The 26,173-nt window shown below is 71.0% G+C and carries 26 protein-coding genes; 18 read left to right on the forward strand and 8 right to left on the reverse strand.

The window, feature by feature from the left end; translation table 11 throughout:
• Window positions 1–13 precede the first annotated feature (13 nt).
• The 6 genes from H5368_RS10445 (at window position 14) to rpoH (ending at window position 4,915) form a co-directional block, all read left to right on the forward strand.
• Complete coding sequence (locus tag H5368_RS10445) at window positions 14–703, forward strand: ATP-binding cassette domain-containing protein (RefSeq protein ID WP_182824335.1); 690 nt, start codon at window positions 14–16, stop codon at window positions 701–703.
• Window positions 696–1,646 (forward strand): permease-like cell division protein FtsX, encoded by a 951-nt coding sequence (gene ftsX, locus H5368_RS10450; protein ID WP_182824337.1) that lies wholly within the window; start codon window positions 696–698, stop codon window positions 1,644–1,646. Before H5368_RS10445 ends, ftsX begins: the two co-directional genes overlap by 8 nt.
• Window positions 1,646–2,494 (forward strand): response regulator, encoded by an 849-nt coding sequence (locus H5368_RS10455; RefSeq protein ID WP_182824339.1) that lies wholly within the window; start codon window positions 1,646–1,648, stop codon window positions 2,492–2,494. The genes ftsX and H5368_RS10455 overlap by 1 nt, the downstream gene beginning before the upstream one ends.
• On the forward strand, window positions 2,491–3,198 hold the full coding sequence (ung, locus tag H5368_RS10460) for a uracil-DNA glycosylase (RefSeq protein ID WP_182824342.1): 708 nt from the start codon (window positions 2,491–2,493) through the stop codon (window positions 3,196–3,198). Before H5368_RS10455 ends, ung begins: the two co-directional genes overlap by 4 nt.
• On the forward strand, window positions 3,195–3,887 hold the full coding sequence (locus tag H5368_RS10465; protein WP_182824344.1) for a sulfotransferase family 2 domain-containing protein: 693 nt from the start codon (window positions 3,195–3,197) through the stop codon (window positions 3,885–3,887). Before ung ends, H5368_RS10465 begins: the two co-directional genes overlap by 4 nt.
• A 152-nt stretch (window positions 3,888–4,039) precedes the next feature.
• Entirely contained in the window at window positions 4,040–4,915 is an 876-nt protein-coding gene (rpoH, locus tag H5368_RS10470) for an RNA polymerase sigma factor RpoH (protein ID WP_182824346.1), read from the forward strand.
• A gap of 49 nt (window positions 4,916–4,964) precedes the next feature.
• Here the strand turns inward: rpoH and zupT are convergent, their stop codons facing one another.
• Window positions 4,965–5,771 (reverse strand): zinc transporter ZupT, encoded by an 807-nt coding sequence (gene zupT, locus H5368_RS10475; protein WP_182824348.1) that lies wholly within the window; start codon window positions 5,769–5,771, stop codon window positions 4,965–4,967.
• Window positions 5,772–5,893: 122 nt separating this feature from the next.
• Between zupT and H5368_RS10480 the strand changes: the two genes are divergently transcribed.
• On the forward strand, window positions 5,894–6,784 hold the full coding sequence (locus H5368_RS10480; protein WP_182824350.1) for an NYN domain-containing protein: 891 nt from the start codon (window positions 5,894–5,896) through the stop codon (window positions 6,782–6,784).
• A gap of 63 nt (window positions 6,785–6,847) precedes the next feature.
• On the opposite strand, the gene H5368_RS10485 is transcribed toward H5368_RS10480, so the two are convergent.
• A complete protein-coding gene (locus H5368_RS10485) occupies window positions 6,848–9,055 on the reverse strand; it encodes a primosomal protein N' (RefSeq protein WP_182824352.1) in 2,208 nt (735 codons plus the stop codon).
• Window positions 9,056–9,496: 441 nt separating this feature from the next.
• Here H5368_RS10485 and H5368_RS10490 point away from each other — a divergent pair, with 441 nt between their 5' ends.
• Complete coding sequence (locus tag H5368_RS10490; protein ID WP_182824354.1) at window positions 9,497–10,486, forward strand: hypothetical protein; 990 nt, start codon at window positions 9,497–9,499, stop codon at window positions 10,484–10,486.
• Window positions 10,473–11,117 (forward strand): DUF3106 domain-containing protein, encoded by a 645-nt coding sequence (locus H5368_RS10495; protein ID WP_182824356.1) that lies wholly within the window; start codon window positions 10,473–10,475, stop codon window positions 11,115–11,117. The genes H5368_RS10490 and H5368_RS10495 overlap by 14 nt, the downstream gene beginning before the upstream one ends.
• A 7-nt stretch (window positions 11,118–11,124) precedes the next feature.
• On the opposite strand, the gene H5368_RS10500 is transcribed toward H5368_RS10495, so the two are convergent.
• Window positions 11,125–12,315 (reverse strand): DUF3667 domain-containing protein, encoded by a 1,191-nt coding sequence (locus H5368_RS10500; RefSeq protein WP_182824358.1) that lies wholly within the window; start codon window positions 12,313–12,315, stop codon window positions 11,125–11,127.
• A 116-nt stretch (window positions 12,316–12,431) separates the two neighbouring features.
• Here H5368_RS10500 and H5368_RS10505 point away from each other — a divergent pair, with 116 nt between their 5' ends.
• The 9 genes from H5368_RS10505 (at window position 12,432) to H5368_RS10545 (ending at window position 20,775) form a co-directional block, all read left to right on the forward strand.
• Entirely contained in the window at window positions 12,432–13,808 is a 1,377-nt protein-coding gene (locus H5368_RS10505; protein WP_182824360.1) for an MATE family efflux transporter, read from the forward strand.
• Between the two features lie 63 nt (window positions 13,809–13,871).
• Complete coding sequence (gene sppA / locus H5368_RS10510; RefSeq protein ID WP_182824362.1) at window positions 13,872–15,767, forward strand: signal peptide peptidase SppA; 1,896 nt, start codon at window positions 13,872–13,874, stop codon at window positions 15,765–15,767.
• Between the two features lie 5 nt (window positions 15,768–15,772).
• Window positions 15,773–16,549 carry an SDR family oxidoreductase gene (locus tag H5368_RS10515; protein WP_182825250.1) on the forward strand — a complete coding sequence of 259 codons (777 nt, stop codon included), beginning with the start codon at window positions 15,773–15,775 and terminating at the stop codon, window positions 16,547–16,549.
• Between the two features lie 153 nt (window positions 16,550–16,702).
• Window positions 16,703–17,119 (forward strand): DUF2170 family protein, encoded by a 417-nt coding sequence (locus H5368_RS10520; RefSeq protein WP_182824364.1) that lies wholly within the window; start codon window positions 16,703–16,705, stop codon window positions 17,117–17,119.
• On the forward strand, window positions 17,116–17,883 hold the full coding sequence (locus H5368_RS10525; RefSeq protein WP_182824366.1) for a PspA/IM30 family protein: 768 nt from the start codon (window positions 17,116–17,118) through the stop codon (window positions 17,881–17,883). Before H5368_RS10520 ends, H5368_RS10525 begins: the two co-directional genes overlap by 4 nt.
• Window positions 17,884–17,897: 14 nt before the next feature.
• Window positions 17,898–18,566, forward strand: a complete 669-nt coding sequence (locus H5368_RS10530; RefSeq protein ID WP_182825252.1) for a DUF2491 family protein — start codon at window positions 17,898–17,900, stop codon at window positions 18,564–18,566.
• A 32-nt stretch (window positions 18,567–18,598) separates the two neighbouring features.
• On the forward strand, window positions 18,599–19,006 hold the full coding sequence (locus H5368_RS10535; RefSeq protein WP_182824368.1) for a DUF350 domain-containing protein: 408 nt from the start codon (window positions 18,599–18,601) through the stop codon (window positions 19,004–19,006).
• 10 nt (window positions 19,007–19,016) lie between these two features.
• On the forward strand, window positions 19,017–19,565 hold the full coding sequence (locus tag H5368_RS10540; protein WP_182824370.1) for a DUF1190 domain-containing protein: 549 nt from the start codon (window positions 19,017–19,019) through the stop codon (window positions 19,563–19,565).
• Window position 19,566: 1 nt separating this feature from the next.
• The gene (locus H5368_RS10545; protein WP_182824372.1) at window positions 19,567–20,775 is read left to right on the forward strand and encodes a glutathionylspermidine synthase family protein; all 1,209 of its coding nucleotides are present in this window, start codon (window positions 19,567–19,569) and stop codon (window positions 20,773–20,775) included.
• A gap of 47 nt (window positions 20,776–20,822) precedes the next feature.
• Here H5368_RS10545 and H5368_RS10550 read toward each other — a convergent pair whose 3' ends face one another.
• The 5 genes from H5368_RS10550 to H5368_RS10570 form a co-directional block, all read right to left on the reverse strand.
• Window positions 20,823–21,494: a DUF4124 domain-containing protein gene (locus tag H5368_RS10550; RefSeq protein ID WP_182824374.1), complete on the reverse strand. Its 672-nt coding sequence runs from the start codon at window positions 21,492–21,494 to the stop codon at window positions 20,823–20,825.
• On the reverse strand, window positions 21,494–22,243 hold the full coding sequence (locus H5368_RS10555) for a DUF4124 domain-containing protein (RefSeq protein WP_182824376.1): 750 nt from the start codon (window positions 22,241–22,243) through the stop codon (window positions 21,494–21,496). The genes H5368_RS10550 and H5368_RS10555 overlap by 1 nt, the downstream gene beginning before the upstream one ends.
• Before the next feature lie 108 nt (window positions 22,244–22,351).
• The gene (locus H5368_RS10560; protein WP_182824378.1) at window positions 22,352–22,915 is read right to left on the reverse strand and encodes a Sua5/YciO/YrdC/YwlC family protein; all 564 of its coding nucleotides are present in this window, start codon (window positions 22,913–22,915) and stop codon (window positions 22,352–22,354) included.
• A gap of 21 nt (window positions 22,916–22,936) precedes the next feature.
• Window positions 22,937–25,507 carry a DNA topoisomerase I gene (locus tag H5368_RS10565; protein ID WP_182824379.1) on the reverse strand — a complete coding sequence of 857 codons (2,571 nt, stop codon included), beginning with the start codon at window positions 25,505–25,507 and terminating at the stop codon, window positions 22,937–22,939.
• A 168-nt stretch (window positions 25,508–25,675) separates the two neighbouring features.
• Complete coding sequence (locus H5368_RS10570) at window positions 25,676–26,149, reverse strand: DUF494 family protein (protein ID WP_182824381.1); 474 nt, start codon at window positions 26,147–26,149, stop codon at window positions 25,676–25,678.
• Window positions 26,150–26,173 lie beyond the last annotated feature (24 nt).

The raw sequence follows: 26,173 nt of genomic DNA on the forward strand, positions 1-26,173 counted from the left end.
GAACCGCGACACGATGCCCGTCCTGCGCTTCGACAGCGTCTGCAAGCAATACCCCGGTGGCCACGTCGCGCTCGAGGACGTGAGCTTCGCCGTGGATGCCGGCGAGATGCTGTTCGTGACCGGCCATTCCGGCGCCGGCAAGAGCACCCTGCTGCGCCTGATCCATCTCTCGGAGCGGCCCAGCCGCGGCGCGGTGGTGTTCGGCGAGCGCAACCTGCTCAAGGTGCGTGGCGGCCGGGTGGCGCTGCATCGGCGCGAAGTCGGCGTGGTCTACCAGGACCACCGCCTGCTGGGCGATCGCAGCGTGCACGACAACGTCGCCCTGCCGCTGGTGCTGCGTGGCATGCGCCGCGGCGACATCGGCCGGCGCGTGCGTTCGGTGCTGGAACGCCTCGGCCTGGGTGCGCGCGGCACGGCGCTGCCGGGCCAGCTGTCGGCGGGTGAGCAGCAGCGCGTCGGCATCGCGCGCGCCATGGTCGCCGAGCCGCGGCTGCTGGTGGCCGACGAACCCACCGGCAACCTCGATCCCACCCTGGCCGCGGAGATCATGACGCTGTTCGCGTCGCTCCCGGAGCGCGGCACCAGCGTGCTGGTCGCCAGCCACGACCTCGGCCTGGTGAAGCGCATGAAGAAGCGCGTGCTGGTGCTCGACCATGGCCGGCTGGCCGACGACATCGCGCCGGAGGACCTGGCCGATGAGTGAGCCCATCGCCAGGCCCAGGCCGGAACGCGCGCGCTCCCGCATCGGCACGTGGTTCGACCACCATGCCTACAGTTTCGTCGCCAGCCTCGGCCGCATCTTCCGCCGGCCGTGGTCCACCGCGCTCACCATCGGCGTGATGGCGGTGGCGCTGGCGCTGCCGCTCGGGCTGTGGCTGGTGCTGGGCAACGTCGAGCGCTTCGCCGGCGACGTGCAGCAGTCGCGTCAGCTCAGCGTGTTCCTGAAACAGGACGTGACGCCCGACGCGGTCGCGGCGCTGGCCGATGCGCTGCGCGGCCGCGCCGATGTCGGCGACGTGGCACACCGTACGCCGGCCCAGGGCCTCGAGGAGTTGCGCGCGCGCGGCGGCCTGGGCCAGGCGATCGACGCGCTTGGCGAAAATCCGCTGCCGCACGTGCTGGTGGTCACCCCGGCCGGTGACGAGGCCATGCTCGCCGATTCCCTGCGCACCCTCCCCGAGGCCGACCTGGTGCAGCACGATGCCGGCTGGCGCCAGCGCCTGGACGGCTGGCTGCGCTTCGGTGGCCGCGTGGCCTGGGTGCTGGCCGCCCTGCTCGGCACGGGGGCGTTGCTGGTGGTCGGCAACACCGTGCGCCTGGACATCCAGTCGCGTCGCGACGAACTCGGTGTCCTGCAGCTGCTCGGCGCCAGCGACGGCTTCATCCGCCGCCCGTTCCTGTACCTCGGCGCGTGGTACGGCCTGGCGGCCGGCGCGCTGGCGCTGGCGCTGCTGACGGCGGCCGGTGCCGCGCTGCGCCTGCCACTCGGCGACCTGGCGGCGAGCTATGGCAGCGGGTTCGGGCTGGTCGGCTTCACTGCGCGCCAGGCGCTGGTGGTGCTGGCCGGAACGACCGCGCTCGGCTGGCTTGGCGCGGGCGCCGTCACCGGCCATTTCCTGCGCCAGACGCGCCCCACCGACACGTGATGGACGCGTCGCACGACATCCGCCATCTGGCCGCAGGCGCCCAGCGCGTGATGGTGGTGGACGGCTCCCGCCTGGTGCGCAAGCTGATCGGCGACGTGCTCCGCAGCGAACTGGTCGACGTGGACGTGGTGGCCTGCGCCGGCCTGGCCGATGCGCGCGCCGCGCTGGCGGCGGCGCCCATCGACCTCGCCACCACCTCCCTGGTGCTGCCCGATGGTGACGGCCAGCAGTTGGCCGAGCTCGTGCGCGCCGCGGCGGGCCAGCGCTACGTGCCGGTGATCGTGGTGTCCGGCAATGCCCAGGCGCACCTCGAGGGGCGGCATTTCAGCGACGACGTCACCGACTACTTCGACAAGTCGCACGGCCACCACGCGCTGGCGGAGTTCATCCGCGGCTACGTGCAGCCGCAGCCGATCCCGGGCGCGCGCGTGCTCTACGTCGAGGACAGCCGCACCGTGGCGCTGGCCACCTCGCGCATGCTCAAGGCGCAGCAGATGGAGGTGGTGCACGTGGTGAGCGCCGAGGCCGCGATCGACTGGCTGCGCGCGCGCCGCGACGCCGGCGACGGCCCGGGCGCCGACCTCGTACTCACCGATGTCTACCTGAAGGGCGAGCTGAGCGGCCACGACGTGGTGCATGCGGTGCGCCGCGAGCTGGGCTGGTCCAAGCGCAAGCTGCCGGTGCTGGTGATGACCGGCGACGCCAATCCCGACAACCAGACCGCGCTGCTGCGCGACGGCGCCAACGACCTGGTGCTCAAGCCCATCGAGGAGCGCCTGCTGGTGACCAAGGCCCTCTTCCAGCTGCGCCTGGCGCGCACGCCGGAATCCACGGTATTCGGCGCATGATCGACGGACGCGGGCGTCTCGCTCCCTCCTGGAAGGCGCACATCGGTGACTACCTGGAACGCGACGACATGCAGGCGCTGGCCGACTTCCTGCGCACGCGCAAGGGCGCCGGTGTCCAGGTGTTCCCGCCCGCGGCCGAGATCCTTGCCGCCTTCGACGCCACGCCCTTCGAGGACGTGCGCGTGGTGATCCTGGGCCAGGACCCGTACCCCGGCGCGGGCCAGGCACACGGGCTGTGCTTCTCGGTGCGTCCCGGCGTGTCGGTGCCGCGGTCGCTGCTCAACGTCTACAAGGAAATCCAGCGCGACCTGGGTATCCGCCCTCCGGACCATGGCTGCCTGCTGCCCTGGGCGCGGCGCGGCGTGCTGCTGCTCAATTCGGTGCTCACGGTCGAGGCCGGCTGCGCCGGTTCGCACCAGCGCAAGGGTTGGGAAGGCTTCACCGACCACGTGGTCGACGTGCTCAACCGCGAGCGCGAAGGTCTGGTGTTCATGCTCTGGGGCGCCTATGCGCAGGCCAAGGGCAAGGTCATCGATGGGTCGCGCCACCGGGTGCTCCGGGCCACCCATCCGTCGCCGCTGTCGGCGCACCGGGGCTTCCTCGGCTGCGGCCACTTCTCGGCGGCCAACCGCTACCTCGTCTCACGTGGCGGCACGGCCCAGGACTGGTCGTTGCCGCCCTGCCCGGAGACCGCCATCGCATGACGTCCGCGCCGCTGCTGATATCGCTGCACATGCCGAAAACCGCGGGCACCAGCCTGGCGCAGACACTGCGCGTGGCGTTCCCGGACCCCGGCGCCTGCCAGACCGAATATGTCGACCAGCCGATGCAGTACTCGCGCTGGTGCCGCCGCTTGCGCGCACTGCGCGCCGGACTGGCCGGCCGGGGGGCACTGCCGGACAACCTGACCTGCGTGCACGGCCATTTCCTGCCGGTGAAGTTCCGCATCGCGGCCGGCGCGCGCGCGGTGCGCTACGTCACCTGGCTTCGCGAACCGGTGGACCGGCTGGCCTCGCACTACCACTACTGGGTCCGTGACTACGACGGGCTTGACCCCCGCCAGCCGTTGCGCAACCGGGTGCTGCGCGAACGCTGGTCGTTCGAGCGCTTCGCCCTCGGCGCCGAACTGCGCGACCTGTACCACGAGTACCTCTGGCGATTCGATCCGGCCGGCTTCGACTTCATCGGCATCACCGAGCGTTACGACGAGGACCTGCAGCAGATGGCGCGGCGGTTCCTGGGCGGTACCGCGGTGCCCGCATCGGCGCTGGTGAACCCGCTGCGTGGCGAGTCCGGATACGCGATCAGTCCGGGCCTCCGCCGCCGCATCGAGGCCTACCACGCCCGGGACGTGGCGCTGTACCGCCGGGTCCTGGCCGGGCGCCGCCTCTGAGCCTGGGCACGCGGGAGGCTCGGCGGGACCGGCGAAGCCTGCATCGGTGGACACAATCAATTCGATTTGCGTCCATTCATACGATGAATGGAACAGTAAGGAACTCCCGCCGCGTTCAGCAGTCGTATCCGGCCACTGCTAAGATCACTGCCATGACTGCAATCACAGCGACCGCTCTTGTCCCCAACAGCCTCCCGATCCCCAGCGCCCTGGGTTCGCTCGAGGCCTACATCGGCGCCGTCCACCAGATCCCCGTCCTCACGGTCGAGGACGAGCAGGCGCTGGCCCACCGTTTCCGCGACCAGGAAGACCTGGATGCCGCGCGCGAGCTGGTGCATTCGCACCTGCGCTTCGTGGTGCACGTGGCGCGTGGCTACAACGGCTACGGCCTGCCGCTCGGCGACCTGATCCAGGAGGGCAACATCGGCCTGATGAAGGCCGTGAAGCGCTTCGACCCCGAGGTCGGCGTGCGCCTGGTGTCGTTCGCGGTGCACTGGATCCGTGCCGAGATGCACGAGTACATCATCAAGAACTGGCGCATCGTCAAGGTCGCCACCACCAAGGCGCAGCGCAAGCTGTTCTTCAACCTGCGCAAGAGCAAGAAGCGCCTGGGCTGGTTGAACGCCGAGGAAGTGCGCGTCGTGGCCGAGAACCTCAACGTCTCCGAGCGCGAGGTCCTGGAGATGGAGTCGCGCCTGTCGGGCCGCGATGTCGCCTTCGACGCGCCATCCGATGATGACGACGACCACGCGCCGCCGTCGCCGGCCGCCTACCTCACCGCACGCGAGGATGACCCGTCGCAGGCCTACGAGCGCCAGGACAGCGAGGACAACCAGCTCGCGCTGCTGCGCGAGGGCCTGGGCCGGCTGGACGCGCGCTCGCGCGACATCGTCAAGCGCCGCTGGCTGGACGATGACAGCAAGGTCACCCTGCAGGAACTGGCCGACGAGTACGGCGTGTCGGCCGAGCGCATCCGCCAGGTGGAGGCGAACGCGCTGAAGAAGATGAAGGCGCTGTTCGCGGCCTGATCCGCGCGTTCGGCAGTCGTCATGCATGAGGCCCGCGCAAGCGGGCCTCTCACCATTTGAACAGCACCAGGCTCAGCGCCAGCACCGCCATGCCGGCGACCAGGCCGTACACGGTCTCGTGGCCTTTCGAATAGCGCTTCGCCGCGGGCAGAAGTTCGTCCAGCGCCAGGAATACCATCACGCCGGCGATGATGCCGAACACGCTGCCGAAGACCGCATCCGACAGCCACGGCCGCAACAGCGCATAGCCGATGATGGCGCCGAGCGGCTCGGCCAGGCCCGACAGCAGGCAGGCGCCGAAGGCGTAGCCCTTGTTGTTGGTGGCGAAGTACACCGGCACCGCGATCGCGATGCCCTCGGGCACGTTGTGGATGGCGATCGCGAACGCCAGCGGCAGGCCCACGCCGGGGTTTTCGAGGGTGGCGAAGAACGTCGCCAGGCCCTCCGGGAAGTTGTGAGCGGTGATCGCCAATGCGGTCAGCAGGCCGACGCGCTTGATGTAGGCGGCGTTGTGCTCGCGGAAGAACGGATCGTCGACCTCGAGCCGCTCGTGCGGATTGGGCACCAGGTGGTCGACCAGCATGATCAGGCCCACGCCGGCGAGGAAGGCGAACGTGCCGTAGGAGTAGCCCAGGCGGTCGCCGTAGCCCTGGCTGAAGGACCACACCGCCTTGTTGAGGATTTCCGACAGGGAGACGAAGACCATCGCACCGCCGGCAAACGCCAGGCCGAACGCCAGCAGCCGGGCGTTGGGCTTCTTCTGCGCGAACACGAACAGGCTGCCCAGACCGGTCGCAAGGCCCGCACCCGTGGTGACCGCCAGCGCGATGAGCAGGTTGGCGGTGGGGATTTCCATGGGTGCTGGATCCTGGGCGGTCGCGCCATCCTAGCCGAAGCCCCCGCACGCGGATACGCGGGCATCGCGGCGCGTCGGGCATCATGCGCCATCGCGCCGGGCGCGCTCCAGGGACAACCGACATGGCCGAACACGAGAAGCGCATCGCGGTGCTGATCGACGCCGACAACGCGCCGGCGGCGAAGATCGACGCCATCCTCGCCGAAGTGGCGCGCCATGGCGTGGCCAACGTCCGCCGCGCGTATGGCAACTGGAAGAGCCAGCACCTCGTCAGCTGGGAGAAATGCCTGCACACCTACGCGATCCGCCCGATCCAGCAGTTCGCCTACACCACGGGCAAGAACGCGTCCGACATGGCGATGGTGATCGACGCCATGGACCTGCTGTACGCCGGCAACCTCGACGGCTTCGCCATCGTGTCGTCGGACGCCGACTTCACGCCGCTGGTGATGCGCCTGCGCAATGACGGCGTGGCGGTGTACGGCTTCGGCCAGGAGAAGACGCCGGAGCCCTTCGTCAAGGCGTGCTCGACCTTCCTCTACCTGGAAAAACTGGGCACGCCGGATGAGGACAGCGGCGACGCCCGCCCGGCGCCGTCGCCGGCGCAGCTGCAGCACGATGCCGACCTTGTGCGCCTGCTGCGCGGCGCGGTCGACGCCACCCAGGGCGAGGACGGCTGGTCGAAGCTGGGTGCGGTCGGCAGCCATGTCGGCAACCAGGGCTCGTTCGATTCGCGCAACCACGGGTATCGCAAGCTGAGCGACCTGATCGAGGCGATCGGCCTGTTCGAGGTGCGCCGCCAGGGACAGGTGATCGAGGTGCGCAACCGCAGCGGGCACGGCGGCCGCCGCGGCGCATCGAAGACGGTAGCAAGCGCCGGGGTGGCCGTGTCCGAAGCCAGGACGGAGCGCGTCACCAGCGCGCCGGCCAAGACGGCCAAGGCCACAAAGGCCACCAAGACCACGAAGGCCAGCGTCCGGCCGGGCCGGGGTCAGCCTGGAGCCAAGGGCTAGAGCCAAGGGCGACTCTCGCGAAGCGGGGATGATGCGCGAAGGAGGGCAGGCAAACTTCCGGGTTCAATAAAGGTCGACGGGATCCACGTCGAGCGACCAGCGTACGCGGCGCGCTTCGGGCAGCGCGTGCAACGCGGCCACGCCGCGATCGAGGAGCTGTTGCAGCGCGCCGCGTGACGGCGACGACAGCAGCAGCTGCGCGCGCTGCATGCCGGCACGGCGCGGCATCGGCGCCGGCATCGGCCCGAGCAGGGCGATGCGGGTATCGTCGCCGGCGGCCTCGGCCAACAGCGTGCGCGCGGCTTCGAGGAACGCCGCGGGCGCGGCCACATGGGCGGCCTCGGCACGCAGCAGGGCGAGGTGCGTGAACGGCGGGAAGCCCGCGGCCTCGCGTTGGCCGAGCTCGGCATCGGCGAACGCGCGGTAGCCACCGTGCACCAGCACCTGCAGCAGCGGGTGTTCGGGGTGATGCGTCTGCAGCAGCACTTCGCCGGCGCGCTGCGCCCGCCCGGCGCGGCCGGAGACCTGCACCAGCAGCTGGGCGAGCTTCTCGCTGGCGCGGAAATCGGCCGAAAACAGGCCTTCGTCGATGCCGACCACGCACACCAGGGTGAGGTGCGGCAGGTCGTGGCCCTTGGCCAGCATCTGCGTGCCCACCAGCACGCCAGGCGTGTCGCCGAGCTTCGCGAGCTGCTGCTCCAGGCCGTCGCGGCGGCGGGTACTGGCGCTGTCGATGCGCAGCACGGGCACGTCGGCGAAGCGTTCGACCAGCAGCTCCTCGATGCGCTCGGTGCCCACGCCCTGCGGCTGCAGGGCCAGTCCGGCGCAGTCCGGGCAGGCCAGCGGCACCGGCTGGCGCGCGCCGCAGTGGTGGCACTGCAGGCGCCGGCCGGCGCCGTGCACGGTCATCGTGCTGCCATGCTCGGGCGTGCTGCAACGGCGGCAGCGCGCGCTCCAGCCACAGTCGTGGCATAGCAGCACCGGCGCATAGCCGCGACGGTTCTTGAACACCAGCACCTGGCCGCCGGCATCGAGCGCGTTGCGCGCGGCCTGCAGCAGCTCCGCGGACAGCCCGGCCTGCAGCGGCCGCTTGCGCACGTCGACCACGCGCACCCGCGGCGGGCGTGCGTTGCCGGCGCGGCTGGCCAGGCGCAGGTGCGCGTAGCGGCCGGCGCGCACGTTGTGCAGGGTTTCCAGCGATGGCGTGGCGCTGCCCAGCAGCACCGGCACGTCAAGCGCCTTGCCACGCACGAGCGCGAAATCGCGCGCGTGGTAGCGGATGCCGTCCTGCTGCTTGTAGCTGCCGTCGTGCTCCTCGTCGACCACGATCAGGCCGGCCTCGGGTAGCGGCACGAACACCGCCGACCGCGTGCCCACGATCACCCGCGCCTCGCCGCGCCAGGCGGCCGCCCAGGTGCGCGCGCGCTCGCCGTCGGACAGGCCGGAGTGCAGCGCGTGCACCGGCACGCCCAGGCGGGCGCGGAAGCGCGCCAGCATCTGCGGGGTCAGGCCGATCTCCGGCACCAGCACCAGCGCCTGCCGGCCGCGCGCCAGGCAGCGTTCGGCGATCGCCTGCAGGTAGACCTCGGTCTTGCCGCTGCCGGTGATGCCCTCCAGCAGCACCGGCACGAAGCCGTCGGCCTCGCGCAGGGTGTCCAGCGCCGCGGCCTGCTCGGCGTTGGGGGTGTGTGCGGCGACCGTCGCCGGCGCCCGGGTGGCGGCCGCCACCGCGAGGCGTTCGGCCAGGCCGCGCTTCTCCAGGCTGCGCGCCGCGGGGCGCCAGCCGTCCACGGCGTCGTCCAGCAGGTCCTCGGCGACCGGCCCGGCGCGCAGGCGCTCCGCCACCAGGCGCGGCCGGCTGCCACGCCGCAGCCCGTCGGGGGCCGCGGCGCCGGCCGGCGTCAGCTGCCAGGCCCAGGCGTGCGTCGCCGGCAGCGCCTCGCCGTGGCGCAGCGGCGCCGGCAGGGCGGTCGCCAGCACTTCGCCGAGCGGTGCGTGCACGTAGCGCGCCAACCAGCGCGCCGAGGCCAGCAGTTCGCCTTGGAACAGGGGATCATCATCGATCCACGCGAGCGCCTCCCGCAGCGCCGGCGCGTCCGGCTCCGCGGGCCCGGTGGCAGCCACCACGCCGACCAGCTCGCGTGGCCCGAACGGCACGCGGATCCGGCGCCCGACATCACCCGCCGAGACCGGGCCACCCGCCGGCGCGCGGTAGTCGAACAGGCGCGGCAGCGGCAGGGGCAGGGCGATGCGCAGGACGTCGTCGGGCATCGCGACAGTCTAGCGAGCCGCCCCCGGGGGAGACCGTTGGCTGCTTGCGACCCACTGTTGTCACGTAATTGACCTTTCGGTCGCAAGCCTCGGATGTCCAAGGCTTTTCTGCTTATCCACACGATCTGTGGATAACCCTGTGCATGCAAGTCGAAGTGGGGCGTCGAAAGCCCGTGAACGCGGCATTAAGCGGGGGTTGGCGCATTTTTCACCATTCCCCCAAAAGGCATGCCAATCAACAACTTGGTCGTGAAACATGGCTCCGGAAATTACCGCCGGTTGACGGCGGGCCGCTGTTGTGACGTTCGCGTGACCGCTGTGCACAACCTCCATCGGGGCAAAACGCTGCAGGACAGCGGTGGAACGTGAATTGTGCGCTTCGTCAAGGGTCTGGGGTGCCCGTGGCATCGGTATGATGCGGCCAGCCATGCAGCGAGTCCGATGACAGCACGCCCCCCGCACGACGCCGCCGCGGTACCCCCCGCACTGACTGCCTTCCTGCGCGGCGTTGAACGCCGCGGCGCGGTATTCGCGCACCTCTTGGCAGGCTCGCAGGCGTCCGGCGACGCCGCCCTGGCGGCCACCATGGAGGTGTTCCGCGCCGAGGCCGGCCGTACCGCGTTCGGGGACTGGCCACGGCGGTTCTGGTCGCAGTTGCTGGCGCAGCCGACGCTGCGCCAGCCTCCCGCCGAGCCCACCTGGGAGCCCGGATTCGAGTGGCTCGCGGAGCTGGGCCACGGGCCGCGCGCCGCACTACTGCTGCGCCTGGTGGCGGGCCTGGCGGAATCCGACGCCGCCGCCGTGCTCGGCATCGCCCGCGGGACCTACCGGCTGGGCCTTCAGCGTGCCCTGCCGCACAACGCCGACGGCAGCGCCGACCTGGCCGCGTGGCAGGCGCTGGGCGCGGCCGCGCAGGGCATGTTGCGAGGCCTGCCGCCGGATCGCCTGGCGCACCTCGCGCACGTGCGCGAGGAGGCGATCGCCGCCCCCGCCGCGGGTGCCAGGCGACGGGTGGAGTTGGAAGTGCCGGCCGGGCCACGCCACCGCGCCGCGCTGTGGGGCATCGCGCTGCTGACCCTGCTCGCATTCGCGGCCACCTTCTGGCCGGGGTTCGGCGGCGGCGGATTCGCCGGCGGCGACGGGCCCGAGGGCATCCAGGTCGAGGCGCTGCCCGCCGCGGCCGCGCCCGCGGCCCGTTATCCCGACGCCGACGCCCTTGCCCTGCACCCCGATCTCCGCCTGCTGCTCGACGCCGGCAGCGCCGGTCCCGAGGCCATCGACCCCGCCTTCCATGCCTGGTTCGCCGCGCAGCACGCAGCCGCCAACGCCGCCGACGGCTCCCCGGGCGCGCCAGCCCGCACCGTGGGGGGCGTCCAGGGCCAGATGGTCGAACCCGACCTGCACAGCGAGACCGACGATGCGTCGCTGTAGCGCCTGGGTCGCGCTGGTCGTGGCGCTGTGCCTGCCGCCGGCCCCGGCCGTCGCCCAGGCCCCGCCGCAGGCAGCCGAGGTCCGCGACGCGATCGCGGCGCTCCCGGCCCAGCGCCGCGCCGAAGTGACCGCGCTGCAGCGCCGCCTCGACGCGCTCTCGCCGGCCGAGCGCAGCGCGCTCCAGGCGCGTCGCGACGCCTGGGACGCGCTGCCGCCCGCCGAGCAGGGCGCACGGCGCGAGCGCTGGCTGGCCTGGCAGGCGCTGCCGGTTGCCGAACGGCGCCAACTCCGCGATGCGGCGCAGGCCTTTTCCGTGCTTGACGCCGACACACGCGCCGCCTGGCGCGCCCGCTTCGACGCGCTCGACGGGAGCGAGCGCCGTGGCTGGCTGCTTGGCCCGGCATTGGGAGCCGATTACGCCCGCCTGCATCCTTTGATCGCTCAGGTGCCCGGCCACGAACGCGCGCCGCTGCTGGCGGCCTTGCGGGCACTGCCCGCCCAGGCGCGCGACGACCTGGCGGTGCTCGCCGTGCGCACGCCGCCGCAGGCGCGCGAGGAACTGCGGATCGCGCTGCTGGCCACGCCGCCGGCCAGCCGCGCCGCGTGGCTGCGCCGCCAGGTCGCCCCCTGAGGGCGCGCTACACCCGCACCAGGCCGGCGATGGCGACGAACGCCGCGGCGAACGACAGCAGCACGCTGTACGAAATGCCCAGCACGCTGAACTTGAACAGCGTCGCGATCCAGCCCTGCCCGTAGATCCGTTTCTGCATCAGCAGGAGATAAAGCGGCATCCACGCCCACAACGCGCCTTCCACCACCAGGAACGCCGTGTGGCCCGCGCCCGGCTGCGGCGCCAGCCGGCGCTCCAGCGCCGCGACCACCAGCACCAGCAGCAGCGCCAGGCACAGGAAGGCATGGCTGTGCAGGGCGATGATGAGGTGTTCCATGTACAGCCGGTGCCTGAACAGGTAGGCCAGCTTCAGCATCAGCGCGAACACCGGCAGCAGCAGCATGAGCGCCGTGGGCGCCGCGCCCAGCGCCGCGTCCTTGAAGAGGTCGGGCTCGGCACGCACGCGGGCGATGTTGCGCTTCGCGCGGCCGGCCTGGACGTTGAGCCAGTCGTTGGCGAATCCCGGCAGCCAGGCCAGCTGCAGGCGGTTGTGCACCGGGTCCCAGGGCTCGCCGTCGAACCACAGGGCCGGACCTTCCTCGTCAACCTGCGGTGGCGGCGGCGGGGTGCCGTCGCGCTTGGCCTGGCGCAGCGCCGCGATGCGGTCGCCTGCGGCCTTCCCGATCGCGACTTCCAGCGCGACCAGGGCCGGGTCGGGACCGACCGCCGGTTGTTTGCCGCGGCGCGCCTCGCGCGCCTCGAGCAGCGCCGCGTCGCGCCGCGTGCGCACCTCGTCCACCGTCATCGCCTGCGCGACGGCGTCCGCCTGCGGGGTATCGGTTTCGATGATCACCGCATCGCCGAAACTCAGCAGCAGTTGCGCCACGAAGAACGTGACGATGGCGAGGAAGAAGAACAGCCGCACCGGGCTGACGTAGCGCACGCGGCGGCCCGCGAAGTACTCGATGCTCAGGTGCCCCGGGCGCGCGAACAGCGGCCACAGCGTGCGTGGCGTGCGCGAATCGAGGTCGAAGACGCTGTCGAGGAAGTCGCCGACCAGGCTGCTGAAATGGCGCACCAGCCCGGTGACCGGTTGCCCGCAGGCGTGGCAGTGCGGGCCGAGCAGGGGCGTGCCGCAGTTGCCGCAGGTCGCGCCGGGTACCGGTGCGGCAGGCCGCGGCGCGGACTGGACGGACGTGTCGTTGCCGGCGTCGGTCATGGACTTCCCTCGTCTGGCACTAAGATAGCGACCCGCCGCGACCCGGCGCCAGCACCCGGCCCGTCGCGCCGCGGGCGGCGCACCCCCGCGTCGCCCTCCCTTGGGTCCCTGTACGCATGTCAACGCCATCGCCCGTGCATTTCCGCCACGAAGTGCGCAGCACGGCCGTGCTGGCGCTGCCGCTCGTCGCCGGACACCTGTCGACCGGGCTGATCGGCCTGGTGGACAGCGTGATCGCCGGTCACCACGGCACCACCACGCTTGCCGCGGTGTCGGTGGGCACGGCGATGTTCTGGTTGCCGATGATGGTGCCGATGGGCACGCTGATGGCCGTGCCGGCGCTGGTGTCGCAGCTCGACGGCGCCGGGCGGCGCGACGAGATCGCCGCGCTGTTCCGGCAGGCGATGTGGCTGGCGCTGGCCCTGGGCGTGCTGCTGTTCGCGTTCCTGAGCGTCGCCACCCTGGCGCTGGAGCCGATGGGCATCGACCCGGCGATCCGCCCGGGCGCGCGCGATTTCATGCACGGCATCCGCTGGGGCATCCCGGCGCTGACGCTCTACTACGCCATGCGCTACCTGAGCGATGGCCTGCACTGGACCCTGCCGACCATGCTGCTCGGCTTCGGCGGGCTGCTGTTGCTGCTGCCGCTGGGCTATGCGCTGGCGTTCGGCGCGTTTGGCATGCCGGAGATGGGCGCCGGCGGCCTGGGCCTGGCGTCGGCGATCATGATGTGGGCGCAGGCGCTGGCATTCGTCGTGTACCTGGCGCGCGCGCGGCGGTTCGCATCGCTGGGGCTGTTCGCGCGCTTCGATCCGCCGCGCCGGGCGCCGATCACCACCCTGCTGCGCACCGGCCTTCCGATCGGCGTGACCGTGGCCATGGAGGGCGGGTTGTTCATCGTCACCGCGCTGCTGATCGGCCGGATCGGCCAGCTCGAGGCCGCCGCCCACCAGATCGCCATCAATGTCGCCAGCCTGTGCTTCATGATTCCGTTCGGCGTGGCCGAGGCGACCACCGTGCGCGTCGGCCATGCCGTTGGCGCCGGCCGCGGCCGCGACGGGGTGCGCCGCGCGGCATTCGCCGGCATGGTGCTGGTGCTCGCCACGCAGGGATTTTCGGCGCTGCTGCTGTTCCTCGGCCACGACATGGTCGCCGCGCTGTACACGCGGGACGCCGCCGTCGCCGGCCTGGCCGGATCGCTGCTGCTGTTCGCGGCCTGCTTCCAGTTCCCGGACGGCGTGCAGGTGCTGTCCGCGGGCGCGCTGCGCGGCCTGCGCGATACCCGCGTGCCGATGTTCCTGGCGGCGTTCGCCTACTGGGGCGTGGGCATGCCGCTGGGCGCCGGCCTGGGCCTCGGCCTGGGCATGGGGCCGCGCGGCATGTGGATCGGGCTGATCGCCGGCCTGCTGGTCGCCGCAGTGCTCATGGCCGCGCGCTTCCTGCGCACATCCGGGCGGATCGCGGCGTCCGGCCCAGTGACCGATGGCGGGTGACGACGGCCATCGGCAGCGGTGATACTGGCCGCAGCCACTTCCAACGCCTTTGCAGAGCACGCCATGTCAGCAACACACGCCACCACCCCTCGCCGCCGCGGGCCGATCACCCGCGTCGTCGCGGGTGCCTGGAACGCCCTCGATTTTTCCCGCCGGCTGGTGTTCAACCTGCTGTTCCTGCTGCTGGTGATCGTGGTGCTGTTCGCGCTGGCGACGGCCGAGCGCGCGCATCCGCTGCTTGACCGCACCACCCTGGTGATCGCGCCGGAGGGCGCGCTGGTCGAACAGTTCAGCGTCGATCCCGTCACCCGCAGCCTCGGCAGGATGACCGGGCAGGACACCGCCGAAGTCCGCCTGCGCGACCTGCTGCTCGCGCTGGAGTCGGCCAAGGATGACAAGCGCATCGAGCGCGTGCTCCTGCGCACCGACCGCATGGCGTTCTCCGGCTACGCCTCGCTGCGCGAGGTGGCCGCCGCCGTCACGGAGCTGCGCGCCGCAGGCAAGCAGGTCGTCGCCTTTGGCGAGTACTTCGACCAGGCGCAGTACCTGCTGGCCGCGCAGGCCGACGAGGTCTACATGGATCCGCAGGGCGGCATGGTGCTCGAGGGCCTCGGCCGCTATCGCCAGTACTACCGCGAAGGCCTGCAGGACAAGCTCGGCGTCGACATCCACCTGTTCAAGGTCGGCGAGTTCAAGTCGGCCGCCGAACCCTACGTGCGCGATGACGCCTCGCCCGAATCCAAGCAGGCAGACCTGTTCTGGATGAACGATATCTGGCAGCGCTTCCTCGGCGACGTGGCGCGTGCGCGCAAGCTCGACCCGGCCACGCTCGCGGCCGGCATCGACACCATGCCGGCCGGCATCGAAGCCGCCGGCGGCGACCTTGCCCGCTATGCGGTCGAGCAGAAGCTCGTCGACGGCCTGAAGACGGTCGAAGAGCTGCAGCTGCTGCTCGCCGAACGCGGCGTGGCCGACGAGGACAGCGACAGCGGCGTGCGCGAAATCACCATGGACGCCTACCTCAAGCACGTCACCAGCCCGCTGGCCGATGCCGACGCGCGGCCGCAGGTCGCGGTGGTGGTGGCCGAAGGCCAGATCATGGGTGGCCAGCAGAAGCCGGGCACCGTGGGCGGCGAATCGACGTCGTCGCTGCTGCGCGCGGCGCGCGACGACGAGAAGGTCAAGGCGGTGGTGCTGCGCGTGGACTCGCCGGGCGGCGAAGTCTTCGCCTCCGAGCAGATCCGTCGCGAGGTGGTCGCGCTCAAGGCCGCCGGCAAGCCGGTCGTGGTGTCGATGGGTGACCTGGCCGCGTCCGGCGGCTACTGGATCAGCATGGATGCCGACCGCATCTACGCCGACGAATCCACCATCACCGGCTCGATCGGCATCTTCGGCATGTTCCCGAGCATCCCGCGCACGCTCGAGAAGATCGGGGTGCACACCGACGGCGTCGGCACCACGCGTTTCGCCGGGGCGTTCGATCCCACGCGGCCGCTGCAGCCCGAAGTGGGGCAGGTGATCCAGAGCGTGATCGACAAGGGCTATCGCGAGTTCACCGGCAAGGTCGCCAGCGCGCGCAACCGGACGGTCGAGGCGATCGATGCCGTTGCCCGCGGCCGCGTGTGGAGCGGTGCACAGGCGAAGGAGCGCGGGCTGGTGGACGAATTCGGCGGCCTGCGCACCGCGGTCGCCGACGCCGCCAGGCGCGCCGAACTCGGCGATGCCGGCAAGTGGCGCCTGCGCTACGTCGAAAAGCCGCTGTCGCCGTTCGAGAGCTTCGTGAGCGGATTCGCGAGCAGCCGCGCCGGGCAGTCGCTGCTTGGCCGCAGCGAGTTCGTGCATGGGCTGCTGGCCAAGGCGCTGCCGCAGGCCGAACAGGAACTGCGTTTCGTCGAGCAGACCCTGTCCCGCGGCGGCAATCCGGTGAAGGCGGTCGTGCACTGCTTCTGCATGCCGTGAGCGGCATGCACGGCACGCGCTGGCGGCTCGACGGACAGCTCGCCCTGGTCACCGGCGGCAGCGCCGGCATCGGCCGTGCGATCGCGGCCGAGCTGCTCGGCTTTGGTGCGCGCGTGCTGATCGCCGCGCGCGACGGCGACGCGCTCGAAGCCGCGCGCGACGAACTTGCCGACGAGTATCCCGATGGCGAGGTCCGCGCCTTCATCGCCAACGTCGCCGACGACGAACAGCGCCGCGAGCTGCTTGACTGGGTGGAGGACCAGGGCGAAGGCCTCAACATCCTGGTCAACAACGCCGGCGGCAACCTCGGCAAGCCCGCCGTGGACTACACCGAGGACGAGTGGCGCGAGATCTTCGAGGTCAACCTGTTCAGCGCGTTTGAACTCTCGCGCTACGCGCATCCGCTGCTCGCGCAGCACGCGGCCAGCAGCATCGTCAACGTCGGCAGCGTCTCGGGGGCCACCCACGTCCGCACCGGCGCGCCCTACGGCATGAGCAAGGCCGCGATGCACCAGATGACGCGCAACCTCGCCTGCGAATGGGCGGAGGACGGCATCCGCGTGAACTGCGTGGCGCCCTGGTACATCCGCACGCGCCGCACGTCGTCCAGCCTGTCCGACCCCGACTACCTCGACGAGGTGCTGATGCGCACGCCGATGGGGCGCATCGGCGAGCCCGAGGAGGTCGCAGCGGCGGTGGCGTTCCTGTGCCTGCCGGCATCGGGCTACGTCACCGGCGAATGCATCGCGGTGGATGGCGGGTTCCTGCGCTACGGATTCTGACGTCGCCGAGGCGGGCGCGACGCCGCGCCGCGCACGATCCCGGGCATCGCGACGGACCTGGGCCGAACGTGAACGCGACACGCTGCGTTCTCCTGCGGAGCCGGGGCGGGTTGCTCCATACTTGCGCCTGTCCCCCATCGCACAGGACCGTCCATGTCGCACTGGACCCGCGAACAGCTCCACCAGATCCTCGCCGAGGCGTTCGGCGCCGAGCGCGTCGCCACCCTCGACGACACCGAGACCACGCTGCAGGTCGTGCTGGCCGATGCCGGCGACCTCGAGGTGACCCTGGTCGCCAGCGAACACCAGGTGTACTGCTCGACCCCGTTGGTCACCGGCGCGCAGGTGCGCGACCGCGCCGCGTTCAATGACGCCTGCATGCGCCTGAACCCGATCAATCCGCTGTCCAATCTGGGCCTGGCCACGGTCGACGGCCAGGACGTCTACGTCGTGTTCGGCGAGCTGTCGGCGGACTCCACCGCCGAGCAGATCGTCCACGAGATCCGCACCCTGGGCGTCAACGCCATCGACGCCATCGAAACCCTGCAGACGTACCTGGTGACCGCATGAGCATCCTCGCCAAGATTTTCACCCTGTTCCGCGGCACGGCCAACGAGGCCGGCCAGGCCGTGGTCGACAAGAACGCCATCCGCATCCTCGACCAGGAACTGCGCGACAGCACCTCGGAGCTCGCGAAATCCAAGCAGGAGTTGACCAAGGTGATGGCGCAGCGCCAGCTGGCCGCCAACCGCGGCAGCGCGCTGCTCGACAAGCGCCGCGAATACGAAGGCTACGTGCAGGGCGCGCTGGCCAAGGGCGACGAGGGCCTTGCCCGTGAGGTCGCGACCAAGCTGTCCGACGTCGAACGCGACCTGCAGGCCGAAGCCGAAAACGTGCAGAGCCTCGACAGCAGCATCGGTTCGCTGAAGACCGCGATCCGCAGCACCGAGACCCAGCTGACGCGCCTGAAGCAGCAGATCGACACCGTCAAGGCGACCGAGGCCGTGCAGCGCGCGCAGTCGGCGGTGTCGGCGCGGCATTCCGGCGCCACCAGCAAGATCGGCACCGCGCTGGACTCGCTCGAACGCATCAAGCAGCGCCAGGAAGAGCAGGGCGCGCGCTTCGAGGCCGCCCACCAGCTGGAGCAGGAAACCGGCGACGGCGACCTGAAGTCGCGCCTGGCGCAGGCCGGGCTGGTGCACGACGCGTCCAACGTCGACGGCATCCTCGAGCGCTTCCGCAAGCCGCAGGACGCCATCGTGCTCGACGGACCGGCCTCGGCCGACGCGCAGAAACTGCTGGCCGTCGAGTCGCTGTTCGACAAGCGCAAATAGGTCGCGTCGTGGGCTTGCTCGACAGGCTGCTTGGACGCCGCCCGGCCGCGCCGGCAACGGCGCTGCCCGGCCCGGGCGAGCTCGCGCATGCGCCGCCGCTCGGCCTGCGCGTCGGTGGCCGCCTGCAGTTCGACCGCACCATGTACGGCGTCGCGCCGGGCGTCATGACCGAAGAGCTGCCCGGCGGCTACCAGGGCGTGCCCTGCTACGGCCATATCGACCTCGGCGACGGCTACGCGCTGCACCGCTTCTACCTCGACGACGATGCGTTCCTGCAGGTCAGCACCGTCGGTGGCGACGTCGACGGCATCCAGGGCTTCGTCTTCCACGAGACGGTGAACCCGCCGGACAAGGCCGCCTTCCAGCGCTTCGTGATGGACCACGCGCACCTCGGCGCGGCCGGCATCGACTACGCCGGCCACCGCTGGATGCGCGCCACCGAAACCACCGCCGGCGACGCGCGCATCCCGGCGATGGTCTACGACGAGGTGCTGTACCGCCACCATCCGCCGCGCCACGACGACGACCTCACCCACTACGCGATGCTCTACAGCCGTGATGTGCCGGAACTGTCGCGTCGGGAACTGCTGCTGGTCTCCGCCGAGGATTCCGGCCCGTCCGACTTCAGCATCACCTATTCGGTCGGCGTGGAACTCACCATCGCCGACCTCGACATCACCTGAGGCGCCGCGGCGCCGACCCACAAGGATCCACGATGCAACAGGCCATCACCCTCGACAGCTTCGTCGCCTTCCTCACCTATTTCGGCGCCGGCCTCGGCGTACTGTTCGTCGCCGCCGCGATCGTGCTGCTGGTGACCCCGCACAGCGAGATCAGGCTGATCCGCGCCGGCAACACCGCGGCCGCCATCGCCTTCGGCGGCAGCCTGGTGGGCCTGGCGCTGCCGGTGCATTCCGCGATCAGCCATTCGGTCAGCCTGCTCGACGCGCTGATCTGGGGCCTGGTGGCCGCGGTCGTGCAGGTGCTGGCGTTCCTGGTTGCCCGCATCGCCAGCGGCACGCTGTCGAAGCAGATCGACGACAACGTGGTCTCCGCCGGCATCTTCAGCGCCGCCATCGCGATCAGCATGGGCCTGGTCAACGCCGCTGCGATCACGCCGTGAGGAACCAGCCATGAAGAAAAGATCCAGCAACCTCCGGCTCACGCTGATGGCGGTGGCGATGCCCATCGGGCTGGCGGCCTGCGAGTCCGAGCCAACGGGCGTGGTGCTGAATTCCATCGACGACTGCCGCACGCAGCAGGTCGACGTGGCGCAATGCGAAACCGCGTACCGCGATGCCGTCGCCAAGCACGCCCAGGTCGCGCCGCGCTACGAGGACGCGATGCAGTGCGAAAGCGATTTCGGCAGCTGCCAGCCGGTGCGCGAGGAAGGGCGCACGTATTACTCGCCGCCGATGGGCGGGTTCCTGCTCGGCTATGCGCTGGCGGGCGGCTTCAGCAACACCGGCGCGCGCCAGGTGGCGGGCGGTGCGCCGCTGTACCGCGACTACCGCGGCGGTGGCTACAGGAATGCCGGTGGCGATGCCGTGAGCCGCCAGACGGGGCCGGTCACCGGCAAGCGCGGCAGCATCGCCACGCCGGCGCGCGCGATCACCGTGTCGCGGGCCGGCTTCGGCTCGCGGGCGGCGGCGCGCGGCACGTTCGGCTCGCGCGGAAGCTGACGTGCGGCGCATCGCGATCGCGCCGCGCGCGGACTGGAAGCAGCAGGCCGAATCGCTCGGTTTCCGCTTCCACACCATCGATGGCGCGCCGTACTGGGACGAGTCGGCGTACTACGCCTTCAGCCTGCGCCAGGTCGAGGACGACATCGAGCAGCCCAGCCAGCAGATCCACGACATGGCGATGGCGCTGGTCGACGAGGTTGTCGGCAGCGAGGAGTTGCTGGCGAAGCTGCACGTGCCGCCGCTGTACTGGGACTGGATCGCGTCGTCGTGGCGCAACGGCGACCCGCATCTTTATGGTCGCATCGACCTTGCCTACGACGGCCGCGGCCCGGCGAAACTTTACGAGTTGAACTACGACACGCCGACGTCGCTGTACGAGTCGGCGTACTTCCAGTGGCTGTGGCTGGAGCAGCAGCTCGCGTCGGGCGCACTGCCGGCCGGCAGCGACCAGTACAACGGCATCCAGGAGGTGCTGTGCGAAACCTTCGCGACGCTCGCGCTGCAGCAGCGTATCGGCGCGCGCGTGCACTTCGCCGCGGTGCGCGAGTCGGAGGAAGACCAGGCCACCGTGCTGTACATGCGCGACTGCGCCCACCAGGCGGGCATCGACACCGCGCTGGTCGCGGTCGAGGACATCGGCATCAGCGCCGACGGCTGGTTCACCGATGCCGACGACAACGTGATCCAGACGCTGTTCAAGCTCTACCCGCTCGAGTTCATGATGGAAGAGGAGTTCGGGCCGAGCCTGGTCGCCAACACCATGCAGCTGCTGGAGCCGCCGTGGAAGGCGATCCTCAGCAACAAGGGCGTGCTGCCGCTGCTGTGGGAGCGCCACCGCGGGCATCCCAACCTGCTCGAGGCGCGCTTCGAGACCGTGCAGGGCGAGGTGCCGCCGCCGGGCTTCGTGCGCAAGCCGCTGTTCTCGCGCGAAGGCGCGAATATCGACATCGTGACTGGAGACGGGGCGCGCATCAGCACGCCCGGCCCGTACGCGGACGGCCCGGGCATCATCCAGGCCTACCATCCGCTGCCGTGCTTCGACGGCAACTATCCGCTGGTCGGCAGCTGGATCGTGGCCGACCGCGCCTGCGGGGTCGGCGTGCGCGAGGACGCGACCCTGGTCACCCAGGACACCTCGCGCTTCGTGCCGCATGCGATCGTCGAGGACCCGGACGGGCGGGCGGCAGCGGGCGTGATCGAAGCCTGATCCAGCGCGCCATCACCGGGCGCGCGGCGCCTGCCCCGCGAATGCCATCAGCCGGCAGGCACGCCGCAGCTGGTGTCGGCGAGGATGGTCGCCACGCGGGAGAATTCCTGCTGCAGGGGTCGCCGGTCGTCGCCGCGCGCGTAACGCCACGACGACTCGATCTCGCGCCCGCGCTGGCGCCAGCCGTCGCAGGCGGCGCCGTCCGGAATGCGCTCGCACTGGTCGTAGGTCATCTCGCAGGCCGCACCCGCGCCGCGGTTCGGGTCGCCGTCATGGCCGACGGTCTGCAGGCGCACGCAGCGCGGCTTGGGTTCGGCGGCTTCGCTGATGTAACTGTCGTTGTCCGGCGTGTTGCAGCGGTAGATCGGCGGCGGCGGCAGGCGGTCGGCGTCGGCGATCGCCGCCGGCGCGGGCAGGGTCGGGCGCGGCTGCGCCGGCGGCGCGGTCGCGGCGGCCATGGCGGCCTCCGCGCCCGTGGGTGGCGGCACCGGTTCGATGGCGCGCGGCACATAGGTCGGCATCGCCGGCGGTGGCTGCACCACCGTGCGCTCCTGGCGGCTGCCCTTGGGGCAGGGTTCGTCGTTCTGCACGGTGAGCGCGCCGCTGGCGTCGGTGCAGCGGTAGATCACGACCTGCGGCGTGGCGGACGTGGCCGGCAGTGCGGCGAAGAAGGCAAGCAGTGCCGCCAGGCCCAGGCGGCAGCGGGTGGTTCGAGGCATCAATACGTCCTGCAGTCGCGGTCGATGCGGGCATTCACCCCGCGCTCTTCAAGCCGCAGGGTATCGCGCTCGCGCTGCTGCGCGTTGAAGAAGCGGCGGCGGATGTCGTCGCGACGGTCGCGCAGGCGGTCGCAGGCTTCGGCTTCCGGCAGCACATGGCACTGGTCGCGCTCCCAGGTGCCGGCGCCACCGCCGGGCCATGCGTGGGCGTCGTGCGGCGGCGGTGGCCGCGGACCGGGGCTGCCCGGATCCGGGCGCGGCGGGTCGTGCGGAATGCTGATCCGGCTGACGGGGGGTGCGCTGAGGCCGTTGCCCGCCGGCGTGGTCGCGCCGCGACGGCCGACATCGCCGCGTCCACCGATCGCCACGGGCCAGCCCTGAGTCCACAACGGGATCCAGCGCGGGTCGCCGTCCCCGCTCTCGCTTTCGTAGGTGCTGCCGTCGGGGCGCACGCATTCGTAAAGCGGTTGCGGCGGTTGCGACACCACGTAGCGCACCACCGGCGAGGCGGCGGGCACCGGTGCCGGCGTGCCCGGGGCCGCCGCAGGCCGCGCGCCGTCCACCGGTCGCGCCATGCTGCGCGTTTCCTGGCGCTGGCCATCGCGGCAGGGCACGTTGCCGATGCTCACCTGGCCGCGGGCGTCCACGCAGCGGTAGATGGTGACCTCGTCCTGCGCCGGCAATGGCGCAACGGCGAAGCCGGCGAGCAGGCCCAGGATGGCGGCGGCAAAGGGGGCGGCGCGGTCCATGGCCCCATCCTGCGCCCGTGCCGGGGCCGTTGGAAGGAGGTGGTCGCCGCCATGCCGCGATGGTTCAGCCAGCGCGCGCGTCGCGGCGCCCGACCGGCCCTGCGGAGCTCAGTCGCGCAGGCCGGTACCGCTGCAGGCGTCGCGGATCGGGGTCGGGCGGTCCAGCCCGCCGGTGTCGCCGTCGAGCACGGCGTCCACGGCGGCGAACAGGGTGGGGTCGCCCTCGGCCCGCGTGCGCGGGGCCGGGGCACCGCCCGGGTTGGCGCTGGTCGAGACCAGCGCGCCGCCAAAGGCGCGGCACAGCGCGGCGACCTGCGGATGGGCGCTGACGCGCACGGCGACGCTGTCATGGTCGCCGGTGATCCAGCGCGGCACGCGGCGGGCGGCGGGCACCACCCAGGTATGCGGGCCGGGCCAGGAGGCGAGCACCGCGTCGCGGCGCGCGCCCGGCAACGCCTGCCAGTCGACCAGGCCGTCGAGCTGGGCCGCTTCGGCGGCGACCAGGATCAGGCCCTTGCCGACCGCGCGCTGCTTGAGCGCCAGCAGCCGCAGCACGGCGACTTCATTGAAGGGATCGCAGCCCAGGCCCCAGACCGCCTCGGTCGGGCAGGCGACGATGCCACCGCGACGGAGGGCGTCGGTGGCCCGCTGCAACTGGACGCGGTCGTTCATCGGCGCCTCCGGCACCCGGGGTCAGAACGGCGCGTCGTCGCCGACGGCCGCCGCGGTCCGGGCGGCGGTCTTCGCGGCGGGTGCCTTCGCGGTCGCGGCTTTCCTGGTGGCGGCCTTCTTCGCCGGTGCCTTCTTCGCGGCGGTCTTGCCCGTGGCCGCCTTCTTCGCCGTCGCCTTTTTCGCTGCCGGCTTCTTCGCAGGTGCCTTCTTCGCCGTCGCTTTGGTGGCGGCGGCCTTCTTTGCGGCCTTCTTGGCCGGTGCCTTCTTCGCGGCGGTCTTCTTGCCGAAGCCCTTGCGCATCGGCTTGCCGGTTTCTTCCATCAGTTGCACGACTTCCTCGAAGGTCAGCGAGGCGGGCTCGCGGTCCTTCGGGATCTTGCCGTTGAGCTTGCCGTCGCTCAGGTACGGCCCGTAACGGCCGTTGAGCACCTGGATGTCGCTGCCCTCGAACTGCTTGATGATGCGGTTGCGGGCGATCTCTTCCTTCTCTTCGATCAGGAACACCGCGTGCGCGAGGTCGATCGTGTACGGATCGTCCTCCTTCTTCAGCGATGCGTAGACGCTGCCGCGCTTGGCGAAGGGGCCGAAGCGGCCGACGCCGACGCTGACTTCCTCGCCCTTGTCCTCGCCCAGGGTGCGCGGCAGGCGGAACAGGTCGATGGCGTCCGCGAGCGTGATGGTGTGCATGCTCTGGCCGGGGCGCAGCGAGGCGAAGCGCGGCTTCTCCTCCTCGTCCTCCGCGGTGCTGCCGATGGCGGCATACGGCCCGTAACGGCCCAGGCGCACGCTGACCGGCTTGCCGGACTTGGGATCCGTCCCAAGTTCGCGGGCGCCGGTGGCCTGGCTGCGGTCGACGCTCTCGGTCTTCTCGTCCACCAGCTCCTTGAACGGGCCCCAGAACTTCTCCATCAGCGGCACCCACTCTTCCTCGCCGCGGCTGACCGCGTCGAGCTCGTCCTCGAGCTTGGCGGTGAAGTCGTAGTCGACGTAGCGGGTGAAATGCCCGCTGAGGAAGTTGGACACCGCGCGGCCCACGTCGCTGGGACGGAACGCGCGGCCTTCCATTTCCACGTACTTGCGGAACTGCAGGGTCTGGATGATCGAGGCGTAGGTCGACGGGCGGCCGATGCCGTACTCCTCCAGCGTCTTCACCAGCGACGCTTCGGTGAAGCGCGGCGGCGGCTGGGTGAAGTGCTGGTCGGCGTGGATGCGGTCGACCGGGACGCGGTCGCCGAGCTTCATCGCCGGCAGCTTGCGGCCTTCGTCCTCGTCGTCCTTGCCCTTGCTGTCCTTGCCTTCCTCGTAGACGGCCAGGAACCCGGGGTCGACGACGGTGGTGCCGCTGGCGCGGAAGCCGTGCTCGCTGCCGGCGGCGAGATCGACCGACACGGTGTTGAGGATCGCCGGCACCATCTGCGAGGCCACCGCACGCTTCCAGATGAGTTCGTACAGGCGGCGCTCGTCGTCGGTCAGGAAACGCGCGACCTGCGCGGGGGTGCGCAGCGCGGAAGTCGGGCGCACGGCCTCATGGGCCTCCTGCGCGTTCTTCGACTTGGTCAGGTAGACGTTGGGCTTGTCGGGCAGCGCCCCGGTGCCGAAGTCGCGCGCGATCACGTCGCGGATCTCGCCCAGTGCCTCGGCCGACAGGCTGACCGAGTCGGTACGCATGTAGCTGATCAGGCCGACCGCGCCCTCATCGCCGATCGCCACGCCCTCGTAGAGCTTCTGCGCCACCTGCATGGTGCGGCGGGTGGTGAAGCCGAGCTTGCGCGAGGCTTCCTGCTGCAGCGTGGAGGTGGTGAACGGCGGCGCCGGGCGGCGCTTGCGCTCCTTGCTGGCGACGTCGGTGACGTGCAGCGCGCCCTGCGCGGCGGCCACGATGCGCCGGCGCGCGTCCTCGGCGGTGTCACCCTCGGTGATGGTGAACTGCTCGAACTTCTTGCCGTCGAGCCTGGTGAGCTTGGCGGAGAAGGCCTGGGTGGGGTGCGCGCACTCGGCCTCGATGGTCCAGTACTCGCGGGCGACGAAGGCTTCGATCTCTTCCTCGCGCTCCACGATCATGCGCAGCGCCGGCGACTGCACGCGTCCGGCGGACAGGCCCCGCTGCACCTTGCGCCACAGCACCGGCGACAGGTTGAAGCCGACCAGGTAGTCCAGCGCGCGCCGCGCCTGCTGCGCGTCGACCAGGTCGCCGGCGATCGCGCGCGGCTTGAGCATGGCTTCCTTGATGGCCCGCGGGGTGATCTCGGTGAACACCACGCGGTGCAGCTCCTTGCCCTCGAGCAGGCCGCGTTCGCGCAGGATCTCGGCGATGTGCCAGCTGATGGCCTCGCCCTCGCGGTCCGGGTCGGTGGCGAGGTAGATGCCTTCGGCGGACTTGGCCGCCTTGGCGATCGCCTCGACGTGCTTCTCGTTCTTCTCGATCAGGTCGTAGCGCATCCGGAAACCGTCCGCCGGATCGACCGCGCCCTCCTTGGGCACCAGGTCGCGCACGTGGCCGTAGCTGGCCAGGACGGTGAAGTCCTTGCCGAGGTACTTGTTGATCGTCTTGGCCTTGGCGGGCGACTCGACGATAAGGAGATGCTTGGCCATCGCGGGGGTGGTTTCCGGGTGCGGCGCGGGCGCCGCGACTAGCGGTTGAGGGGAGGCGTAGAACACAACGCCCGCGGCGCGGGCCACGGGCGTTGGGATTGCGGTCTCTTTCTAGTGGATGCCGGGCAGGGCGCGGCTGTCAAGCCGGATCCGGCGGCCAGGCCGGGCTCAGTGCACGGTTTCAGGCTCATCCACGAACATCTGGGTTTCCATCCACGCATAGGCGGCTTCGGACCCGGGCTGGTTGAACAGCACCATCAGGACCACCCATTTCAGGTCGTCCAGGTCCAGCTCGTCCTGGTCCAGGGCCATGGCGCGGTCCACGACCAGCTCGCGCTGGTCGGCGTCGACCACGCCGTGCTGCTCCAGGAACAGCAGGAAGCCGCGGCATTCGACATCCAGCTTGTCGAGTTCGCGCGGGGCGTACATGCGGGTGGGGCCGTTGGCGCGAACGACAGGCGACACGGGGCATTGCGCGGCGAGCGCGTCGAGCCAATCAAAGGCCTTGCTGGTCTCGGCGGGGCTGAATCCGGCCTGGAGCAGGCCGCTCTGGAGGGAGTCACGGTCACGGATGAGATCCGCGTCTTCGGTGAAATAGTGCTCGAAGAGATAGAGCAGGACGTCCAGGATGCTTTCTTTCATTACCCCCGGCCTGCGCCCGCGGGC

Origin of the sequence: Luteimonas sp. MC1782, from assembly GCF_014164605.1 — a bacterium.
GTDB lineage: Bacteria > Pseudomonadota > Gammaproteobacteria > Xanthomonadales > Xanthomonadaceae > Luteimonas.

What these genes read in the sequence shown, in the direction of transcription:
- H5368_RS10445 (WP_182824335.1), top strand. Translation starts at nt 14, where the DNA reads ATGCCCGTCCTGCGCTTCGACAGCGTCTGCAAGCAATACCCCGGTGGC.
- ftsX (WP_182824337.1), top strand. Translation starts at nt 696, where the DNA reads ATGAGTGAGCCCATCGCCAGGCCCAGGCCGGAACGCGCGCGCTCCCGC.
- H5368_RS10455 (WP_182824339.1), top strand. Translation starts at nt 1,646, where the DNA reads ATGGACGCGTCGCACGACATCCGCCATCTGGCCGCAGGCGCCCAGCGC.
- ung (WP_182824342.1), top strand. Translation starts at nt 2,491, where the DNA reads ATGATCGACGGACGCGGGCGTCTCGCTCCCTCCTGGAAGGCGCACATC.
- H5368_RS10465 (WP_182824344.1), top strand. Translation starts at nt 3,195, where the DNA reads ATGACGTCCGCGCCGCTGCTGATATCGCTGCACATGCCGAAAACCGCG.
- rpoH (WP_182824346.1), top strand. Translation starts at nt 4,040, where the DNA reads ATGACTGCAATCACAGCGACCGCTCTTGTCCCCAACAGCCTCCCGATC.
- zupT (WP_182824348.1), bottom strand. Translation starts at nt 5,771, where the DNA reads ATGGAAATCCCCACCGCCAACCTGCTCATCGCGCTGGCGGTCACCACG.
- H5368_RS10480 (WP_182824350.1), top strand. Translation starts at nt 5,894, where the DNA reads ATGGCCGAACACGAGAAGCGCATCGCGGTGCTGATCGACGCCGACAAC.
- H5368_RS10485 (WP_182824352.1), bottom strand. Translation starts at nt 9,055, where the DNA reads ATGCCCGACGACGTCCTGCGCATCGCCCTGCCCCTGCCGCTGCCGCGC.
- H5368_RS10490 (WP_182824354.1), top strand. Translation starts at nt 9,497, where the DNA reads ATGACAGCACGCCCCCCGCACGACGCCGCCGCGGTACCCCCCGCACTG.
- H5368_RS10495 (WP_182824356.1), top strand. Translation starts at nt 10,473, where the DNA reads ATGCGTCGCTGTAGCGCCTGGGTCGCGCTGGTCGTGGCGCTGTGCCTG.
- H5368_RS10500 (WP_182824358.1), bottom strand. Translation starts at nt 12,315, where the DNA reads ATGACCGACGCCGGCAACGACACGTCCGTCCAGTCCGCGCCGCGGCCT.
- H5368_RS10505 (WP_182824360.1), top strand. Translation starts at nt 12,432, where the DNA reads ATGTCAACGCCATCGCCCGTGCATTTCCGCCACGAAGTGCGCAGCACG.
- sppA (WP_182824362.1), top strand. Translation starts at nt 13,872, where the DNA reads ATGTCAGCAACACACGCCACCACCCCTCGCCGCCGCGGGCCGATCACC.
- H5368_RS10515 (WP_182825250.1), top strand. Translation starts at nt 15,773, where the DNA reads ATGCACGGCACGCGCTGGCGGCTCGACGGACAGCTCGCCCTGGTCACC.
- H5368_RS10520 (WP_182824364.1), top strand. Translation starts at nt 16,703, where the DNA reads ATGTCGCACTGGACCCGCGAACAGCTCCACCAGATCCTCGCCGAGGCG.
- H5368_RS10525 (WP_182824366.1), top strand. Translation starts at nt 17,116, where the DNA reads ATGAGCATCCTCGCCAAGATTTTCACCCTGTTCCGCGGCACGGCCAAC.
- H5368_RS10535 (WP_182824368.1), top strand. Translation starts at nt 18,599, where the DNA reads ATGCAACAGGCCATCACCCTCGACAGCTTCGTCGCCTTCCTCACCTAT.
- H5368_RS10540 (WP_182824370.1), top strand. Translation starts at nt 19,017, where the DNA reads ATGAAGAAAAGATCCAGCAACCTCCGGCTCACGCTGATGGCGGTGGCG.
- H5368_RS10550 (WP_182824374.1), bottom strand. Translation starts at nt 21,494, where the DNA reads ATGCCTCGAACCACCCGCTGCCGCCTGGGCCTGGCGGCACTGCTTGCC.
- H5368_RS10555 (WP_182824376.1), bottom strand. Translation starts at nt 22,243, where the DNA reads ATGGACCGCGCCGCCCCCTTTGCCGCCGCCATCCTGGGCCTGCTCGCC.
- H5368_RS10560 (WP_182824378.1), bottom strand. Translation starts at nt 22,915, where the DNA reads ATGAACGACCGCGTCCAGTTGCAGCGGGCCACCGACGCCCTCCGTCGC.
- H5368_RS10565 (WP_182824379.1), bottom strand. Translation starts at nt 25,507, where the DNA reads ATGGCCAAGCATCTCCTTATCGTCGAGTCGCCCGCCAAGGCCAAGACG.
- H5368_RS10570 (WP_182824381.1), bottom strand. Translation starts at nt 26,149, where the DNA reads ATGAAAGAAAGCATCCTGGACGTCCTGCTCTATCTCTTCGAGCACTAT.